The organism is Verrucomicrobiota bacterium, assembly GCA_016200005.1.
GTDB lineage: Bacteria > Verrucomicrobiota > Verrucomicrobiia > Limisphaerales > PALSA-1396 > PALSA-1396.
In genome coordinates, this window is record JACQFP010000026.1 from 67,732 (window position 1) to 86,359 (window position 18,628).

The following is an 18,628-nucleotide window of genomic DNA, read 5'->3' on the forward strand; positions in this document are numbered from 1 at the left end:
GCACTGAGAGCAGCCAGGAGACTGCAAACGATTGTTTGAAATGAATTCATTTTCTATTCTCCGCTTTGGGTTTGTTCCCTTCCTGGGGTGGCGCCAGAAGCCCTTGGTGAAAATCCCCAAGGTGCTCAGCGAATTGAGCGGGATTGAAGTCCGGCAGCGATTGGGCGTCTTTGAACAATCGCTTGAGCGCGGACTGGACTGGCTCGTTCTTGTCCAACTCTGGCAGCGCCGTGACCAGGCGGTCGAGGGCGAGCACCAGACGCTCGGCGCGACGGGCTTGGAGCGGCTGGGAAATGGAAGAGTCGCGGAACTCGCTGCTTGTGCTGGCCAGAGATGATAGAAAAACAGGTATGCCCTTATCCCGCAACACATCAAATAAATACTTTGCTCCAGCATCGGTTGCCTGCTGAACAGATTTTGCGTCTCCGATTGCTGAAGGTATTATCCCGCCTTTTGGATTATTCATGTGGTTGAACAACCAGACCAATCCTTTCCAGCGGTTGATCTGATTTTCCGTCGGCGATTTTTCGCGCGCGAGTTGCCAGCTCATTTCACGCAAGGCTACTTGCTGGCCGACTAACCACGCTTGCGCGCCGTTCCAATTCGTCGATTCGCGCCAGTGCTTTGGTTCGGACACTGATTGGCCGTCGAGTTCGAAAATCAGTTCGGGATGACCCGCTTGCAGCAAATCGGCATCGACGTTTTGGTGGCACGCGACGCACGTGTTTGCGCGCACACAAAGATTCTTCAGGTCGCGCATCCCAGCATTGACCCGGTCCTGATGACTGAAGTCCGTTCGGGTGTGTGAGCGCAACCAATTCTCCGCCGGCCCGTGACAACTGCCGCAGGAAACACCTTCCTCGATGTCAACGTCTTTAGCCAGTTGGGTCGCCGGCACGGTTTGGAACGGCGCATGGCAAACCGTGCAGCGCGCGTCCCGCGTCGGGTCGCCGATTTTCAATGCTTCGGCGATGCGAGCGGAGCGGGCCGTAGTCAGGGTTGTGTAGGAGCGGGAATGGAAATCGAGTTTCGACCAGATGGTGTATTGCTGCCGGTTTTCGCCTGCGCCGCCGTGGCAACTGGAGGAACTGCAGGACTGTGCGCCAAGAAATTTGGGGTGCGCTGATTCAGTTGGTTTCTCCTGGGCGTGTGTCGGAAGCATGGTGCACAGCGAAAGCATCACTCCGAGGAAGTTCGTCGCATAGGCTGGAAGTTGACAGACCTCGTTGGCCGATGGCTGGTCAAGCCGTCGTCTTCGACTTAAACATTTGCCGGGCACAAAAATCTGTTATAGTCTTTCCGCACTCAATGCAACCAATTAACGAAAAGTTGGAAGTCGGTGAGCCTTTGTCCACCGATCAGCTTCTCGAATATCTCCCCGCGTTGAAAGAAGTTCCCCGCACCCAGGTGGACAATTGGGCCAAGGGCGCGGCGGTGTTGCATCGGTTCAAGGCAGGCGACGTCGTTTGCGAAGAAGGCGAGTTTGGTTCAACCGCGTTCTACATCATTTCCGGCAAGGTCGATATCTTCATCGCCAATCAGCTCGCTCACGTCAAAACCCGCTCCGCTGGCGGCACCGGGTTCTTTGGTCGCGGCGTCGCGCAGATGAAAAGTTTCATGGTCACGGACCGGGAGGAAAAGCGCGACCGTAAAGAGCGCAGTTTCATTCCCATCGACGCGTCGGTGGACCTTTCGATCACCAAACCGCTGGCTCAATTGGGACCGGGAGAACTATTCGGGGAAATGACCTGTCGCACTTTTTTGCCGCGCTCGGCCACCGTGCGGGCGGTGGAAGACTGCGTGATGATCGAAATGCTGCGCGTGATTCTCGACATGCTGGTGGGCACGCGCCAGATCGATACCACCACCAAAGCCACCACGAAGGTCAAAGCGCCCACGTTCAAGGGCACGTCGTTCAAAGCTGAAATGGACCGCAAATATCGCGAGCGCTCGTTGAACAATCATCTGCGAAGCGTGCCGTTGTTTGGGTCGCTGGACGAAACTTTTCTGAACCACCTCAACAAAAACGTGGAACTCGTTTCCTTCAACAAGGGCGACGTGATTTGCAAGCAGAACGATCCGGCCGACTCCTTTTATCTCATCCGACAAGGCATGGTCAAAGTCGCGCAATCGCTGGCCGGCGGTGAAATGGTTCGCACTTACCTGGGTCGTGGCGATTACTTTGGAGAAATTGGTTTGTTGCTGAACCAGCCTCGCATCGCCACCTGCTCGGCCCTGGACACCGTGGACGTGGTGCGCATTAAAGCCGGCGATTTTAATTTCATGCTCGGCCAGTTCCCTGACGTGCGCCAGTTGTTGACCCAGGTCGCCGAGGCGCGCCTGAAAACCGATCGCGACACCGGCTTGCCGGTTGGCTTGAACATGGACGAGTTTTTGAACCAGGGATTGTTCGAAGCGCAGAACCTGCTGCTGATCGACCTGGAGCATTGCACCCGCTGTGATCTTTGCGTGCGCGCCTGCGCCGACGCGCACGATGGCGTCACGCGTCTGCTCCGCGACGGATTGCGTTACGACAAATACCTGGTCGCGACCGCCTGCCGCACCTGTCGCGATCCGCTGTGCATGACGCAATGCCCCGTCAGTTCCATCCGCCGCAAGGACAATCTGGAGATCATCATCGAGGACTGGTGCATCGGCTGCGGCAAATGTTCAGAGCTTTGCCCCTACGGTAACATCAACATGCACCCGGTCGAGTTGATGGAAACGCGCAAACCCGAAACCACCGCCATCTCGGCTGCCAAGGCATCGGTTGCGCCCGTGACGGCGACCCTTGCCGCGCCCGCTGCCGTACCGCCTTCCACGCCCACCACGTCGCCGCCTGCGAAGACGGGCAACGGTGAAAAGCGCGCCAGCTTCAATCTCATGGAGTTTTTCGGATTGAAACGGGCGGCGAAAGAGGAAGGAAAAAAATCCTCGGCGCGCAAAGCCGCGACTTGCGATCTCTGCACGGAATTGAACATGCCGAGTTGCGTTTATGCCTGTCCGCACGATGCGGCGATGCGGGTGGACCCGAGCGACTTTTTTGCGCGCCAACTGGCTGGCCGGCGCGACCTCGACATCGCCCGCTGGCAGCCGACCAAAAAATTCGACGCCCGCACAACGCACAAGGCCGAAACTGACTTTTGACAAACGCCCGACTCGTGATCATCGACCGCCATCATCTACCGTGGGCCGTGTTTGTGGTTGTCGCAACCGCGGCGGCCATCGTCGTCTATCTCGCCAATTTCCATCCGGATTCGCTCCCGTTTCCTGTGACCCTGCCGGCGTTTCTTGGTCCGACGCCGCCGTTGCGCGGCACCGTGGGTGGCAGTCCGCTGGGATTGATCTTCGGCATCGCGTCCGCGCTGATTTTTGTATTCGCGGCGATGCTCGGTGCCCGTCGCAAAAAGCCTGCTTGGCGCGTGGGCCGCGTCCAGCTTTGGCTGAAAGCGCACATCTGGCTGACGGTGCTGACGATTCCACTGGTACTGCTTCATTCCGGATTTTCCACTGGCGGACCGATGACGAAACTGCTGCTGGCGCTTTACGCTGTAGTGATGGTGAGCGGTTTCTATGGACTGGCGTTGCAACATTTTCTCCCGCGCTTGATGAAGGACGAACTCCCACAGGAAATAATCTTCGAACAAATCCCGCATATCCTGGAACAATTGCGCGAAGCCGGGCAAAAGCTGCGTCAAAGCCTGGAGTCAGCCGCCGTGGCAGCGCCCGCGGTGACGGCTTCCGCAACGAGCGCACCCGCTGGGGCGTTGCCGAAAGCGGATCCTGCTGATGATTCAATTCTCATATTGAAAGCCTTCCTGGATCACGAAGCGTTGCCTTACTTGGGCGCGCGGCGGGGAGAGAAATTGCATCTCGGCAACCAGCGCACTTCCGACGAACTCTTTCGCACGTTGAAGATCAGCATTACCGCCAACTGGCACGCTGAAGCGGAACGTCTTCAAAGCTGGTGCGATGAGCGGCGCCAACTGGATCGCCAGACCCGGCTGCAACACTGGCTCCACGGCTGGCTGTTCGTGCACGCGCCGTTTTCGTTTCTGCTGCTGGTTTTGACCGCCTGGCACGCCGTCGTAACCTTGTTGCGCTATTAAACTGACAAAATGGCCCAACCCGACCGAACTCAGAAACAGGTTGCCGAACGGTACAAAGGCAATCTGGACTATTACAAAAAACCGCACTACTTGCGGCGCGGGAAGTTTTGGGTGGTAACCATTTTGGTGACGCTCGGCGTCGCGAGCATGTGCGCTTATCACTGGTGGGGCGGCGAAAAGTTCTACAGCTCCGGCAGCATCTCCCGTCCGCACGCTCATTTCGCTAACAATTGCGGCGCCTGCCATGCCGGTGGCAGTTTGCTTCAGGAAATCAAATCCTCATCGCGCAACGCCATTGACACCGCCTGCCTGCAATGCCACCAGGGCCACGCCTTTCATCAACCGAACGTGGTGCAAGACCATTCCTGCACCGCCTGTCACCACGAGCACAAGGGCCAAGGCCCGATGAAATCGCCTGACAACGCCAACTGCCTCGTCTGCCACGCGGACACAGCGATCTTGGAAGCGTCTTTTCAAAAGGGAAAAAATCTGCCGGCGGAAGCTTTTGACTATCGTCCGAGTCACGGCCTCGCGCTCTTCAAATCGCCGCGCCCATCGCGCGGTCACACGCAAGTCGTTCATGCCTTCGCCACCGACCATCCGGAATTTCAAGTTGTCGTTGAAAAACTCAAGGACCCGGACACGCTCAAGTTCAATCATCAACTCCATCTGGCATCGCCCGACATTCCATCAGTGAACGGAAAAAAACTCGACTGCGCTGACTGTCACCAACCCAATGCCGCCGGCGTGTTCCACCAGAGAATCTCCTTTGAAGCCAACTGCAAGTCCTGCCACTCACTTCAATTTGACGCGAAGAATCCCGAATTGTTGATCCCGCACGGGAATCCGGAGTTCGTGCGCGCCTTCCTGCGCAGCCTGCCCGTTCAATACGCCGACCTGGCGCGCCGCAAGGGAATGAACGCCGAAGGTGACGTGGCGGATTTTGTCAAACGGCAGATGCTGCAAATTCGCGACGAGGTCTTGAGCGGTGAAAATCTGGAGCAGCAAGTTTTCTTCAGCGACGCCCGGACAGGCCCAGTTGGCCGGATTGGCCGGTTGGATGATCAAGGCCGCGCCCGCTTTGCCGGCTGCGCCTATTGTCACGAAGTCAAACCGGTTGCGGAATCGTCGCCGACAATCACCAAGCCGATCATTCCAGACCGCTGGTTGATTCGCGGTCGATTCAATCACGCCAAACACCTCACCGTGGGCTGTGTCAAATGCCACGATGTCAGCCACAGTCGGGAAACTTCAGACATCCTCCTGCCTTCTAAAGCTGCTTGCGTCACCTGCCACAGTCCGCAAGGCGGCGTGGCACACGATTGTTCGACGTGTCACAGGTATCATGCACAAAGTAAAACCGGCGTCCCGCCTGTTCCGTTGGGGAAAGAGACTGCGGCGACTCATTTCGGTCGATGAATGCGTACGTTGGCCGTCGAGCCGGCACAAGTACCTGTCCCGGTTTACAGCGACGGATTCCGCGGAAATTTTGCGTAAGGCAGGCGTGTACCGCGAAAAAACGAGCGGTCGGCTCGGATGGGGTCCGGCGGCAGGAATGCCACCGTGCCGGATGCGGCGATGAGGTCGTCCTGATCCACGCCGTCGCCACTAACACCAATCGCCCCGATCAACACGCCGTTGCGATAGAGCGGAAAGCCGCCGGGAAAGATTGTGATGCCGTTCGGCAGGCTGGGATTCAGCGTCGGCGAGTTGGTGATGGCCGCGTTATTCAACGGGTTCGTGCCTTGAAACAGCGAGTAAATTTCCTGCCAGCCGAAGAACGGGCCGGGTGAAGTGTTCACAATGCCGGGCGGATACAGACTCTGCGCGAGAAAACCGACGGTGCGTGAGGAGTAAGCGCGATTGGTGTCGGAGAAAAACACGGCGGTGCGCGCCTTTTGCACCGAGACATCCCAACTGAACATTGTCGCGCCCGGCGTGCGCAATGTGCCCAGGACACTTGGCGCGACACCGGCCGCGTTTGGATTGTTGACCACCGAGATGAATACTTGCGCCGGTTGCCCGTGCGGCAGACGAATACCCGCGCGCGTGATCGCGGCGCGTTGCGCGGCAAGTTTCAAAATGTTTGTAACTTCACTCGCTGTCAGGCGTGGCTGTCCGTCAATCGTACCGGGAATCGGGTCGTCGATGATCGGCGCGCGCAGTTCATTCGTGGTATCGCCAACAACGACCAGCGGATAGCTGACCAGTGGTGAATTGGTGATTGGAAATTCGGCAAGATTTGTGCCGATGCTGCCCAGCGGCGCCACGGCGTTCAGGTCGAGACGCGTCTTGGTGCGGACATACGGCACGCGTATCCCGTCGATGAACACATGCGAGCCAAGGATTTTTTTGGCCGGTTCAAAACCAATTTGTCCCGCCAGAGCCACGTCTTCATCCGTGTCCCGCTTCAAAACCGCCGCCGGCAGATTTTGAACTTCCACCGCGTCGGAGCCGTCACCGGCCACACCGACACCGCCGATGAGTTTCCCATTCTTGAACAGCGGCACGCCGCCGGGAAAACCGTCCAGGCCGCCCAGCAGGGGAGTCGGCACCACACCGCCATTCGTCCCACCGTTCATACCCGGAACGTAAGTGGTGGGGTTCTTGTAGCGGTTCACGTCCGTGAACGGCAGGTTGGAAAAGTTCACGCCTACCAGCGGGCCGGGCGGCTTGTTTTTCACACCGGGCGGAAAATTCTGCTGAACAATGAACAGCGCCGTGCGCGAGCTGAACGCGTGCTGGTCACTGCTTAGGAATGAAGCCGTGCCCGCGCGAGCAATCGCTTCGGCGACGAGATTCGTGAACGCTGCCGTCGCCGGTGTGGCTCCATTCACGCTCCAGACGCCCAGCACAAAACCTTCGCGATCCACCACGGCGATGACGCTGTTGGGGGAAACCTGGCTGGCGCGGGTGACGGCCTGGGCCATGACGGTCGCCACGTCGTTGGAGGTCATCTGACCGAAGGCGGGAACCGCCGTCAGGAGCAAGAGGAGGAGCTGGCCGGTGCGTTGATTCACCCAACGAATCATGTTGCCGGAATCAGGGAGCGGCAAGTTCAAATTCCGTGGAGAAGCGGCGCCACGATTTTTGTTTCCCTTTTGCGCGACCGTTTCTATTATGGGCCACGGTCGCACCAATCTGCGATTTTTGGAATGAATCGCACCCAAATATTATGCCACTGACACATACCAAAGAATTGTTCGCCAAGGCCCTCAAGGGGAAATACGCGCTCGGCGCTTTCAACGTCAACAACATGGAATTGCTCCAGGCCATCGTCGAGGCGTGTGAGGAGGAAAAGGCCCCGGTCATGCTCCAGATTTCCAAGGGCGCGCGCCAGTACGCCAACCCGGTCTATCTCAAGAAATTGATTGAAGCTGCCATCAGCGTGACCAACATCCCCATCGCCGTCCATCTCGATCACGGCGATTCGTTCGAACTATGCAAGGAGTGCATCGACGAGGGCTTTACCAGCGTGATGATCGATGCCAGCCACGAGCCGTTCGAAAAGAACGTTGAGATTTGCAAGAAGGTCGTGGACTACGCCCACAAGCACGACTGTGTTGTCGAGGGCGAACTCGGCATGTTGGTCGGCGCGCAGCACGACGACGGCGAGGAAGGCGGCGGCTATTCCAAGGGCGGCTGCTACACGCATCCCGACGAGGCGGTGGATTTTGTGAAACGTTCCGGGGTCGATTCGCTCGCGGTCGCCATTGGCAATTCGCACGGCGCTTACAAGTTCAAGGGCGAACAGCACCTCGACTTGGAACGCCTCAAAGCCATCAAGAAGGCGCTCATGGATGCGGGTCTGGGCGATTATCCACTGGTGCTCCACGGCGCGTCAAGCGTCCCGAAAGAACTCACCGAGGAGATCAACAAGTACGGCGGCAAGCTGGGCACCGAAACCGCCGGTGTGCCGGAGGCGGACATTGAGATCGCCCGCCGCGTTGGTTGCACCAAAGTGAACATCGACACCGACCTGCGCCTCGCCATGACCGCCGCCATCCGCAAGGTGTTTGCAGAGAATCCCAAGGAGTTTGATCCGCGCAAGTATCTCGGCCCGGCGCGCGCGCAGGTGAAGGAATTAGTCCGGCACAAGGTCAAGAACGTCCTCTGCTGCGCCGGTCACGCGTTTGACTGACGCACCCAGCACGGTTGAAAAGTTCAGCGGAGTTCGTTCGTAGCCGCCGAGGTAACGAGGCGGTTTCTGGGGTATAGACCAATTGCCAAAATAAATTTCCGGCTAAAACTACACAAACCCCTCACCCGGCCTTCGGCCACCCTCTCCCCATCCGATGGGGAGAGCGACGGGGTGAGGGGCCAGCCGGAAATTACTTTTGGCAAGCAGTCTAACCGAATCGAGACTCCGCCTCCCTACCTCGGCGGCTACTTTCTCGACGAACTTTCAAGGTTCGTTTGCCTTGACGAATTCTATTGCGCTATCCACGTAGTGGTCGGGGCTTTTGGCGAACGCGTCGTTGTCGGTTTCGACGGCGAGCACGCCGTTCCAATTCGCGCGCTTTAATTCGGCAAACAAACCTTTGTAGTTGGCCTGGCCCGTCCCGATCTCCACATCGTGAATCGTTTCCTTCCCATCCACCTTTTCAACTTTCTTGTCCTTCAGATGAATGTCGAAAACTCGACCGTCGTATTCGCGGAAAACCTTGGCGATGTCAAAGCCCGCTCCGGTGGCGTGTCCGGCGTCGAGGCAGACCCCGATGCGTTTGTCGCGCGCATTGAGAATTTTCTTCACTGTTTCCGGGTTGCCGTAAGTGCTAGTCAGGCCGTGATTATGAATCGCCAGCTTGATATCGTACTCCTTGACCAACTCCTCCAGATTGTCCCACTGCGCCATTTGACGGGGTTCGACCACGATGACTTTGATGCCCATGACCCTGGCGAACTCGAATAACTTCCGGTTGTCCTCCTTGTCCATGGAAGTCCCGTTCACACCAAAAGTGTAACAGACCAGGCCGTTCTTATCGAGGATCGCTTTCTTGCGCTTGGTTTCTTCAAGCGGACCTTTGGGGTTGATGTGTTTGTCGATCATCTGCACGTATTTGATCTTGTGCTTCACGCAGAAATCCACCACCTGGTCGAAATCCATGTTGCGCAACGTCCAGGTCTGAATGCCGACCTGCATTGCGTGATCCGCGCCGCACGTGGTGCCAGTGAGGAGCAACGACGAAGTGACAAACGCCAGCGAAAAGAAAAACAGCTTCGATGATTTCATAGTGATTCGCGATTTGACGACCATTCAACCGGGAAAAGAAAGTCCGTCAATCACAAATCCATCTTCGGGCTTCGCGGACACAGCAATTGGCGTAGTATTCTGAATCCAACTTGTCTTGACTGCGTCTGCTTGTTATAGGTTATCGAAATTGCTACCGACAACAGGACGCTTCTGCGTCCGCGAGAAAAATGTATGAATTGCTTGAATCAAAAAATCATGGCCCTGTTGATGGTCGGCAGCGTCGCCATTCTTGCGCCTGGTTTTTCTTCGGCGGAAAACTGGCCGCAATGGCGCGGGCCGTTTTTCAACGGCTCCTCCACGGAAACAAATTTGCCCGACAGATGGAGCGAAACCGAGAACATCGTCTGGAAAGTACCGTTGCCCGGACAAAGCGGCGCCACGCCTGCCATCTGGGGTGATTCAATTTTCGTCTCCAGCCCGGATGCACAAAAGAATCTACTCTTGATTTGCTTCGACCGCCGCGAGGGCAAAGTGCGCTGGCAAAAGCAGGTGGCCACGGGCGACCGCAAAGCGGGTAACAACAACATGGCTTCTCCCTCGCCCGTCACCGACGGCCAGAGCGTGTTTGTCATTTTCGGCACTGGCGACCTGACCGCCTTCGATTTTTCAGGCAACGAACTTTGGACACGCAATCTCGCCAGGGAATACGGCCGCTTCGCCAACATGTGGCAATACGGCGCCAGCCCGTTGCTGTTCAAAGGCAGACTCTACATCCAGGTCCTGCAACGCAGCCCGCTGCCGCCGGATTACACCCACGCCATCGACGACAAGCCGGAGCGCGAATCGTTTATTCTCTGCCTTGATCCCAAGACGGGTAAAAATATTTGGCGGCACGTCCGCCCCACCGACGCAATCGGCGAGTCAAAGGAGGCATACACAACGCCAATTCCTTACGAGGGAAAGCACGGCTCTGAAATCATAATCCTGGGCGGCGATTACGTTACCGCGCACGACGCTGCCACCGGGGATGAACTCTGGCGTTGTGGCGGGTTGAACTCCAAGAAGAATATCTGGTGGCGGACGGTGCCCTCGCCGGTGGCCGCTGACGGATTCATTTACGTCTCCGCCCCCAAACGTGAACCGTTGCTGGCCGTCAAGGACGGCGGCGCCGGCCTCGTGACCGACACGCACATCGCGTGGAAACTGACGGAGTATTCGACCGACGTTTGCACGCCGCTCTACTATCAGAATAAACTATTCGTGCTGGACGGCGACCGGCAGATGATGACCTGTCTCAACCCCAAAACCGGCGAAAAAATCTGGCAAGGCAACCTGGGGCTGCGGGAAATCATCCGTGCTTCGCCCACCGGCGCCGATGGCAAAATCTATTGCATCAGTGAAAAGGGGAACGTGGTGATACTGGACGCCGGTAACGAATTCAAAATCCTCGCTACAATTCCGATGGGTGGCGAACCGTGCCGGTCGTCCATTGTCGCGGCAGGCGGACAACTGTTCATCCGCACTGCTGAAAACCTTTACTGCCTTGGGAAGAAATGAAGGACGAGTGAGCTTGACTTGAAATCCCACCTGCCACGTTTCGGCGGAGCTCCACAGGTGGGAATGAAGTTTGGACTTCGAAACTCTTCCCTGTTTCACTCCCTTCATGGCGCTGCCGTACAAAATTGCCTCATTGCTTTATTGTTTCAATGAGCGGGATGAAGTGTTGCTGTTGGAGCGCGCACAGGAACCTAATCGCGGCTTTTGGAGTCCTTGTGGCGGAAAACTTCACACCGACACCGGCGAATCGCCTTACGCCTGCGCCTGTCGCGAAGCGCAGGAAGAACTGGGTCTGATGATTCAGCCACGAGATTTGCATCTCACGGGTCTTGTAAGCGAGCACGGTTACGAAGGTCAGGCTCACTGGCTGATGTTTTTGTTCGAGGTCAAGCGACGACTGACAACTTTGCCGCCGCCAATTCGGGAAGGCAGATTTGAATTCTTTCCTGCCGGTGAACTGGGCAACGTGAATCTGCCGCAAACGGATCGCGAACAAATCTGGCCGTTGTTCTGGCGGCATCGTGGCGGTTTCTTTGCCGGGCATTCCCATTGCCATCCCGACGGGCGCGATGAATGGACGCTGGAACAATCCAGCGTGGCCGCCGATGTCAGTCGGCGATGACATCAGACCCCATCATACTGCGCAGACTGACGTCCACGGCCACGAGGTTCACGGAGGGCGGTGACTTTCCGAATAATCAGGGTGCGCCGGTCCACGTCGCCGGAGCGCGGACAGCCTTGTCCGCGCGCTTCGTTCACGCGTTCGCGAATTTGCAGACCAGGCTGTCCGCGCGCCGCAACGACGCGAACACAATGCCCGGCAACAAACCGTGGTGATCTCCCCACGCCGGCCACGAAGGAGGCGGCGACAGAGACACGCCGTGATGTTTCATGATGTTGTCATTCTCCGCGCACTCTTTTACACTGCTCACAGGCCATCGACCCCTTTGACAATTTTAATACATGCTGCTCAAAAACAATTACGCCGTCAAGCTGATGCTCCGCTCGGTGTTCCTGCTCTGACACCTGCCTGTCGTGATGGACGATGCCCCATAGGCGGCATAAAGGCTTGACCTGAATGATTTTGCCAGCATCATGTGATTCAGCATTGCTGCGCTTGCGTCTCAATGCTCTTAAAGGGTTCGAGGTTGTGTAGCCTCGGAGGTCAACGAGGATGGTCGGGCCGCCATCCGATGAACTGCATTGCATTGTCGGCAATGAAGCATCGGACACAACGCCCGGTCGTCAAACGCTTGCCCCTCTCCCGGTGGGTCAGCGTCTCCTTCCGTCCTCACGTCCGGCAAGCTTCCGCCGTCGCGCAGCGAGCGCGACTAGAATTGCTTCGGCAAAGCAAAGCCCCTCCTTCACACAATGAACTCGAAAATGGCTCTTTATGTTCTGACGCATGGCGTCGGATTGATTGCTCTCGCTCTCCTCACACATCGCGTCGCTCCAGAAATGGCGCGGGTGACACTGATAACCGGTCTGGCGGGCGGTGGGTTCTGCGCGCTTTGGGGCGTGTTCGGTTTGCTCGGACACCGCCGCCGCGTTGGCGCGGTGCTAACCTTGATTCCAGTCTCTCTCGTGCTTCTCACCCAAGCTGTAAGCGGCTGGATGGAACGAGGCGCAGGCAAATCTGAAAGTCTGTTCGCACCCTCGCTGATGACCGTAATGCTGGTGACTTCCGTGGGCGTGCTGACTTACGTGCTTCATGCCGGCGAGAACTCGCCGGATACGCATGGGGCGAAAACCTCCGGGCCTCAACCCAAGTCCAAGTGAGCGCAATGCGGCCCGTAAAAATCGCATCGGTGGTTGTAACTCTGCATTTGATCGTGCTGGGATTTTTCTTCTTCAAACCGCCCTTGAACTATTTCATGGTGACTTGCCTAAGCACGGTTATAGTTTGGTCGGCAGTGTTCTCGTGCGGCAAACGAAGGAAGTGGGCCGCCATCATCACTGGTTCCCTGCTCCAGCTTGCCATCCAACAAGTCGCTTATCACGCCTGGTTGTCCGACCAAGCCCGCGTCTGGTGGCCGTTGGCGCAATTCCTTTCCTTGCAATACGTGGTGGCGCTCAGCCTCGGCAGGTTGCCGGATGACCCATAAGTGACGCGGCGCGAGATGATAGCTAGATAAAACCCAATCCCTTAAACTTGAAACACCATGATGAAATTCTCCTTGGAAAAGTTTCTGAAACTGACGTTCCTCGGCCTCGTCGCGCTGCTTTGCTGGTCGCCCTGCGTGCAAGCTCAGCCCGCCACCAATGCCCTCACGGCGCTTGTCTCAGATATGTCCACCGTCCAAGCCCCGCCGAAGGTCTGGCTCACGTTCGGCCTCGACCGCCTCGCACCACTGCGATACGCGCCCTTCGCCGACATACCGCTCTGGCAGTATCTGAGTTCGCTCATCTACATCTTCCTCGCGTTCTACGTGTCCAAGGCGCTCGACGCGCTCATCACCGGCCGGGTGAAGAAATGGGCGGAGAAGACCGCGACGAAGCTTGACGATCTGCTCGTTGATTTGCTGCGCGGGCCGGTGCGCATCGTCTCCTTCGTCATCCTCTTGCACATCGGCATGAAGGTCTATTCCTGGCCGGAGACGCTCGCCTCGTTCTTTTCCGCCGCGCTGAAAATCATCGTGGCGGTTTCCATCACCTACGTCCTGCTCAAAGCCGTTGACGCGCTGGTGCGTGTCTGGAAGGAGCGCACCACGACGCCGGAGAACGAACAGTTCAGCCGCCAACTCCTCCCTCTCATCAGCAAGACCCTGAAAGTCTTCGTCGTCATCGTGGCGGCTTTGGTCACGTCGCAAAATCTCGGCCTCAACGTCACGGGCCTGATCGCCTCGCTCTCCATCGGCGGTCTGGCCATCGGCCTGGCGGCCCAGGACACGCTGGGCAATATCTTCGGCGCTGTAGCGGTGTTGATGGACAAGCCCTTCAAAGTCGGCGACCGCATCCAGCTCGACTCCCTGGATGGCACGGTGGAAACCATCGGTTTCCGCAGCACCCGCGTGCGCAACCTCGACGGCCATCTCGTCACCGTTCCGAACAAGACAATGGGCAACGCCACCATCACCAATGTCTCCGCGCGGCCGAACATCAAGACCGTGATGAACATTGGCGTGACGTATGACACGCCGGCGGAGAAGGTCGAACGCGCAATGCAAATCATCGAGGACATTTATCGGCCGCACCCGAAGACCGCCGACCTCATCATCAGCTTCAACAAGTTCGAGAGTTCGTCGCTGAACATCCTCGTGGTGCACTGGTGGAACTCGACCGACTTCAAGGAATACCTGCTGCAATTTCAGAAGCTGAATCTCGAACTGAAGCGCCGCTTCGATGCCGAGGGCATCAGCTTTGCGTTCCCGACGCAGACGCTCTATCTCAAACAGGACTCCGAATGGAGCGTGGCCGGTCCTGACAACTCAGCGGCCCGAAACTGACCTCGTCCCATGCGCGAAGACATGATTAACGCAAAGTCGGCGCTGCCGCGTATCGCGATGGTTTCCACCCACGGCTACGTGGCGGCGCAACCACCGTTGGGCGCGGCGGACACGGGCGCGCAGGTCGTGTATGTGCTGGAGCTTTCCAAGAAGCTGGCGCAACTCGGCTACGAGGTGGACATCTGGACGAGACGTTTCGAGGACCAGCCGGAAATCGAACCCGTGGCCGAACAGGTGCGCATCATTCGCGCGCGTTGCGGCGGGCAAAACTTCATCCCCAAGGAGTATCTCTACGAGAAGCTGCCCGAATGGGGCGAAAACGCGCTGCGCTTCATCAAGAAGCGCGAATTGAAATACGAGTTCGTCAACAGCCATTACTGGGACGCCGGTGTGGCGGGCCAGCACTTGGGCGAAGTGCTGGGCGTGCCGCACGTTCACACGCCGCATTCGCTGGGCGTCTGGAAAAAGCGTCAGATGGAGAACGATTATCCAGGTGACGCGGCCAAGTTCGAGCAGCAATACAACTTCAGCAAACGCATTCATCACGAACGGTTGCTTTACGAATCAGCGCACATGGTGCTGGCCACGACTCCGCCCCAACTGGAATTGCTCCTGAGCGATTACGAAGTGCCGCCGGAGAAGTGCCGGATGATTCCGCCCGGCTACGACGACAACCGGTTCTTCCCCGTGAGCGAGTCCACCGAGCGCGCGTTGCGCCAGAAGCTCGACTTCATCGGACCGGTCGTGATGGCGATCGGACGGCTGGCGCGCAACAAGGGATACGACCTGCTCATTCAGGGGTTCCAACTGGTGGCGCAGCGCAATCCGCAAGCGACCCTTTATCTGGCTGTGGGAGGCACAAGTCTGACACCGTTGGAGGAGAAGATTCTTGGAGGACTCAAGGAACTGGTCGCTGAACTGGGCCTGAACGACCGCGTCCGCTTCGGCAGCTTCATCCCCGACGATCAACTCGCCGATTATTACCGCGCCGCAGATGTGTTTGTGCTGTCCAGCCGTTACGAGCCGTTCGGCATGACCGCGATTGAAGCGATGGCGTGCGGAACGCCGACGGTCGTGACGGTTCACGGCGGGCTTTATCGCGCGGTCACCTTTGGGCGGCACGCGCTCTATGCTGATCCATTTGACCGCGAGGACCTGGGCATTATGATACTCAAGGTGCTCAAGCATCCGCGTCTGCGCTTGCGCTTGGCGCGCATGGGAGCGCACAAGGCGCGGAGCTTGTTCACGTGGACGGGTGTCGCCCAGCAATTGGTCGCGTTGGTCGAACATCGGGCCACGGAAAGTTTCGCGTTAAGCGACACCGAATGGGACGAACCGTGGAATGATGCCGATTAAACTTTTTTCCTCCGACCTGGATGGCACTTTGCTGGGCAATCCAGAATCCGCTCGTCGCTTCAAGCATACCTGGGAATCGCTCTCCCGCCGCCAGCGCCCGCTCTTGTGTTACAACTCCGGGCGCTTCGTGGACGACGTGCTCAATCTGCTGAAGACCGAGGAATTACCGTGGCCCGACTACATTCTCGGCGGAGTCGGCACGCAACTCTATGATGCCAAACGCAAGCGACACGTCGCGGAATTCGACGAGCAGTTCCGTGACGGTTGGGATCTGGTCAAGGTGGAGCAAATCCTTGCTGCCTTTCCCGGCATCACGCGGCAACCGCCGGAGTTTCTGCACCCCTACAAGTCGAGCTGGTATCTGCACCATGCCGCACCTGATACTCTGAACGCACTCCGCAAACAACTGGCAGAGGCTGGCCTCAACATCTCGGTGATTTACTCCGGTGCTCGCGACTTGGACGTTTTGCCCGCCAACACAAGCAAAGGCCACTCGCTTCAGAGACTCTGCGAACGGATTGGCCTCCCGCTGAAACAAGTCCTCGTGGCTGGCGATACGGGCAATGACAGCAGCATGTTCCTTTTGCCGGAAGTGAAAGGCATCGTCGTGGAAAACGCGCAACCGGAACTCCACGAGGCCGTCGTGCATCTTCCCACCTACAGTGCGACTCGCGCATTTGCCGACGGCGTGCTGCAGGGATTGGCGCATTTCGGAGTCATCACCGAAGCCCCTTCACTCGACCGCGCTATCGTGCCCGCGACGGAACTTGATCCTACGCTACGCCGACTGCTCAGCGATGAGTCGCTCAGTTCCCTCACCCAGACTGAGCGCGAATTGATTGCGGAAGGCTATCGGCGCGCATTGATCGCCTTGCGAAAGAACATCACTCCGATTGGTTTTTCGGCCTGCTCGCTGGCCGACAACGAAGTGACCGGGACGGACAACAACTACCGCGCGGTATGGGCGCGCGATGGCGCGATCACCATCGTCGGCACGATAGACCTGCCGGATGCGGACATCCACGCGGCCCAACTGGCCACATTGCGCACGCTCTTGGATCATCTCGCGTCCAACGGCCAGATTCCCGCCAACGTCAGCCTCGACACCGGTGAGACAGACTACAGCGGTGTGGGCGGCATCTGCGCTATTGACGGCGGCTTCTGGGCGGTGCTGGCGTTTTATCTCTACGTGCGCAAGCATGAAGATTGGGATTTGCTGGCGGAATACGCCGCTCCTTTGGACCGCATGATGAACTGGCTGCTTGGGCTGGACAGCAACAACGACGGTCTGCTCGAAATCCCGGAAGCCGGCGATTGGACAGACTTGTTCGGCCGCAGCTACCACATTCTCTACGACGAAGTGCTCTGGTATCGCGCCACCGTTGCTTATGGCCGGCTGCTGGAGTTTCAGAAAAAGTTCGAGGATGCCTCCGCGTGGTTGCGCCGCGCGCAGACCATCCGCAGCAAGATCCTCGCGGCCTTCTGGCCCTCAACGAAACCGCGCGACCCGACCGCCCGCACCAGCTTTGCGGACCAACAGTTCGCCATCGGCGATGCGAGCTATCTGCTGGCCGAAATTACGCCCTTTGCCTTCAACTGGCGCTGCGACGTGTTGGGCAACATCCAGGCGTTCATTGGAAATGTGCTCGACGTGGATCGGGCGCGCACGGCCTTCAAGTTCATGTGGGGCGTCGGCGTCAACGAACCCTATCCCGTCGCGAACCTGTATCCGCCCGTGCAAGCCGGCGACCCCGATTGGCGCGCCTACTACACCGTGAACCTGCTCAACCTGCCGGGCCATTATCACAACGGCGGCATCTGGCCATTCATCGGCGGCATGTGGGTGCGCTTTATTCATCGGCTCGGTTTGCGCGACGTGGCCTGCCGGGAATTGCTCAAGCTTGCGCAGGTGAATCGCCTCGGCAAAAACCAGGATTGGGAGTTCAACGAATGGATTCACAGCCGCACCGGTCGTCCGATGGGCAAAGCGTTTCAAGCGTGGTCCGCCGCGTCGTTCATTCACGCCTGCCACGAGTTACAAATGAGCCCGGAAAGCCTTGCTCGTGAGTGAGGGCACTGCCAAACCAATCATCTGCTTCGGAGAAATTCTGTGGGATTCACTCCCACGCGGCTTGTTTCCCGGCGGCGCGCCGATGAACGTGGCCTATCACCTGCAACAACTGGGCTCGCATCCAATCCCCGTCACCGCCGTGGGGCGCGATTCACTCGGCGAAGAATTGCTTCAACGACTGAAGACGTGGGGCGTGGACACCTCCGGCGTGAGCGTGCATCCCACCAAACCCACCGGCCTCGCCCGCGTCACCGTCGTTGACGGTGGCCCTCGATTTGAAATCGTGGAAGACGTGGCTTGGGACTGGATTGAATTGTCGGTGGAAGTAATGGAACACGCGCCGCAAAGCGCCGCCGTGGTTTTCGGTTCGCTGGCTCAACGCTCCGAATACAACCGCCAGTCCCTCGCTGACTTGCTCGATCATTGCCCAACCGCCCTCAAAGTTTTCGATGTCAATTTGCGCCCGCCTTACCATTCCGCCGAACGCGTCTGGGCGTTGGCGCAGCGTGCCGACCTCATCAAGCTGAACGATCACGAACTCATTTCGCTGCTGAACGAATCTGCCCCGCCCGCGGATCTGGCGGAAGCGGTGCGGCGTTTTTCCAAACGGGCCGGGGTGGGCAAGGTCTGCCTCACCGCCGGGGCGGCTGGGGCGGGATTGCTGCTCGACGGCGAGTGGTTTTGGGAATCGGCCAAGCCCGTGTCGGTTCGCGACACCGTGGGAGCGGGCGACTCTTTCCTGGCCGCACTCTTGTTTGGTCTGCTACAAGGGATCAATCCACCGGCGGAAATCCTCCGCCGAGCCTGCCGTCTGGCCGAGGTCGTCGTGACCCGGGACGGTGCGACACCGGCATACCATTTGGATGAATTCGGCAATGTGAGGGTTCAATAAACA

Annotated in this window: 16 protein-coding genes; 12 read left to right on the top strand and 4 right to left on the bottom strand. The window is 58.1% G+C overall.

Going from position 1 to position 18,628, the window contains the following annotated elements; genetic code table 11:
* Positions 1–46 precede the first annotated feature (46 nt).
* Positions 47–1,162: a hypothetical protein gene (locus HY298_09660; GenBank protein ID MBI3850518.1), complete on the bottom strand. Its 1,116-nt coding sequence runs from the start codon at positions 1,160–1,162 to the stop codon at positions 47–49.
* Between the two features lie 146 nt (positions 1,163–1,308).
* Between HY298_09660 and HY298_09665 the strand changes: the two genes are divergently transcribed.
* Genes HY298_09665 through HY298_09675 form a run of 3 tightly spaced genes read left to right on the top strand, consistent with a single transcriptional unit; the run spans position 1,309 to position 5,528 of the window.
* Positions 1,309–3,147 carry a cyclic nucleotide-binding domain-containing protein gene (locus tag HY298_09665; GenBank protein ID MBI3850519.1) on the top strand — a complete coding sequence of 613 codons (1,839 nt, stop codon included), beginning with the start codon at positions 1,309–1,311 and terminating at the stop codon, positions 3,145–3,147.
* Positions 3,144–4,109: a hypothetical protein gene (locus HY298_09670; GenBank protein MBI3850520.1), complete on the top strand. Its 966-nt coding sequence runs from the start codon at positions 3,144–3,146 to the stop codon at positions 4,107–4,109. Before HY298_09665 ends, HY298_09670 begins: the two co-directional genes overlap by 4 nt.
* 9 nt (positions 4,110–4,118) lie before the next feature.
* On the top strand, positions 4,119–5,528 hold the full coding sequence (locus HY298_09675; GenBank protein ID MBI3850521.1) for a hypothetical protein: 1,410 nt from the start codon (positions 4,119–4,121) through the stop codon (positions 5,526–5,528).
* Positions 5,529–5,572: 44 nt separating this feature from the next.
* Here HY298_09675 and HY298_09680 read toward each other — a convergent pair whose 3' ends face one another.
* Complete coding sequence (locus HY298_09680; protein MBI3850522.1) at positions 5,573–7,165, bottom strand: heme-binding protein; 1,593 nt, start codon at positions 7,163–7,165, stop codon at positions 5,573–5,575.
* Between the two features lie 119 nt (positions 7,166–7,284).
* On the opposite strand from HY298_09680, the gene HY298_09685 reads away from it, so the two are divergent.
* Positions 7,285–8,250 carry a ketose-bisphosphate aldolase gene (locus HY298_09685; protein MBI3850523.1) on the top strand — a complete coding sequence of 322 codons (966 nt, stop codon included), beginning with the start codon at positions 7,285–7,287 and terminating at the stop codon, positions 8,248–8,250.
* Positions 8,251–8,514: 264 nt separating this feature from the next.
* Here the strand turns inward: HY298_09685 and HY298_09690 are convergent, their stop codons facing one another.
* Positions 8,515–9,342, bottom strand: coding sequence for a sugar phosphate isomerase/epimerase (locus tag HY298_09690; protein MBI3850524.1), 828 nt, complete (start codon positions 9,340–9,342; stop codon positions 8,515–8,517).
* 192 nt (positions 9,343–9,534) lie between these two features.
* On the opposite strand from HY298_09690, the gene HY298_09695 reads away from it, so the two are divergent.
* Together HY298_09695 and HY298_09700 are read left to right on the top strand one after the other, a co-directional pair.
* Positions 9,535–10,860 carry a PQQ-like beta-propeller repeat protein gene (locus tag HY298_09695; protein MBI3850525.1) on the top strand — a complete coding sequence of 442 codons (1,326 nt, stop codon included), beginning with the start codon at positions 9,535–9,537 and terminating at the stop codon, positions 10,858–10,860.
* A 106-nt stretch (positions 10,861–10,966) separates the two neighbouring features.
* Complete coding sequence (locus HY298_09700; protein MBI3850526.1) at positions 10,967–11,482, top strand: NUDIX domain-containing protein; 516 nt, start codon at positions 10,967–10,969, stop codon at positions 11,480–11,482.
* Positions 11,483–11,615: 133 nt separating this feature from the next.
* Here HY298_09700 and HY298_09705 read toward each other — a convergent pair whose 3' ends face one another.
* A complete protein-coding gene (locus HY298_09705; protein ID MBI3850527.1) occupies positions 11,616–11,792 on the bottom strand; it encodes a hypothetical protein in 177 nt (58 codons plus the stop codon).
* A 451-nt stretch (positions 11,793–12,243) separates the two neighbouring features.
* Here HY298_09705 and HY298_09710 point away from each other — a divergent pair, with 451 nt between their 5' ends.
* From HY298_09710 to HY298_09735, 6 genes are read left to right on the top strand one after another with little or no spacing between them, the layout of a single operon-like run.
* Complete coding sequence (locus tag HY298_09710) at positions 12,244–12,639, top strand: hypothetical protein (GenBank protein ID MBI3850528.1); 396 nt, start codon at positions 12,244–12,246, stop codon at positions 12,637–12,639.
* 5 nt (positions 12,640–12,644) lie between these two features.
* On the top strand, positions 12,645–12,965 hold the full coding sequence (locus tag HY298_09715) for a hypothetical protein (protein MBI3850529.1): 321 nt from the start codon (positions 12,645–12,647) through the stop codon (positions 12,963–12,965).
* A gap of 57 nt (positions 12,966–13,022) precedes the next feature.
* Positions 13,023–14,306 (top strand): mechanosensitive ion channel family protein, encoded by a 1,284-nt coding sequence (locus tag HY298_09720; GenBank protein ID MBI3850530.1) that lies wholly within the window; start codon positions 13,023–13,025, stop codon positions 14,304–14,306.
* 9 nt (positions 14,307–14,315) lie between these two features.
* Complete coding sequence (locus HY298_09725; protein ID MBI3850531.1) at positions 14,316–15,662, top strand: glycosyltransferase; 1,347 nt, start codon at positions 14,316–14,318, stop codon at positions 15,660–15,662.
* Positions 15,649–17,733 (top strand): HAD-IIB family hydrolase, encoded by a 2,085-nt coding sequence (locus HY298_09730; protein ID MBI3850532.1) that lies wholly within the window; start codon positions 15,649–15,651, stop codon positions 17,731–17,733. The genes HY298_09725 and HY298_09730 overlap by 14 nt, the downstream gene beginning before the upstream one ends.
* The gene (locus HY298_09735; protein ID MBI3850533.1) at positions 17,726–18,625 is read left to right on the top strand and encodes a carbohydrate kinase; all 900 of its coding nucleotides are present in this window, start codon (positions 17,726–17,728) and stop codon (positions 18,623–18,625) included. The genes HY298_09730 and HY298_09735 overlap by 8 nt, the downstream gene beginning before the upstream one ends.
* Positions 18,626–18,628: the final 3 nt, after the last annotated feature.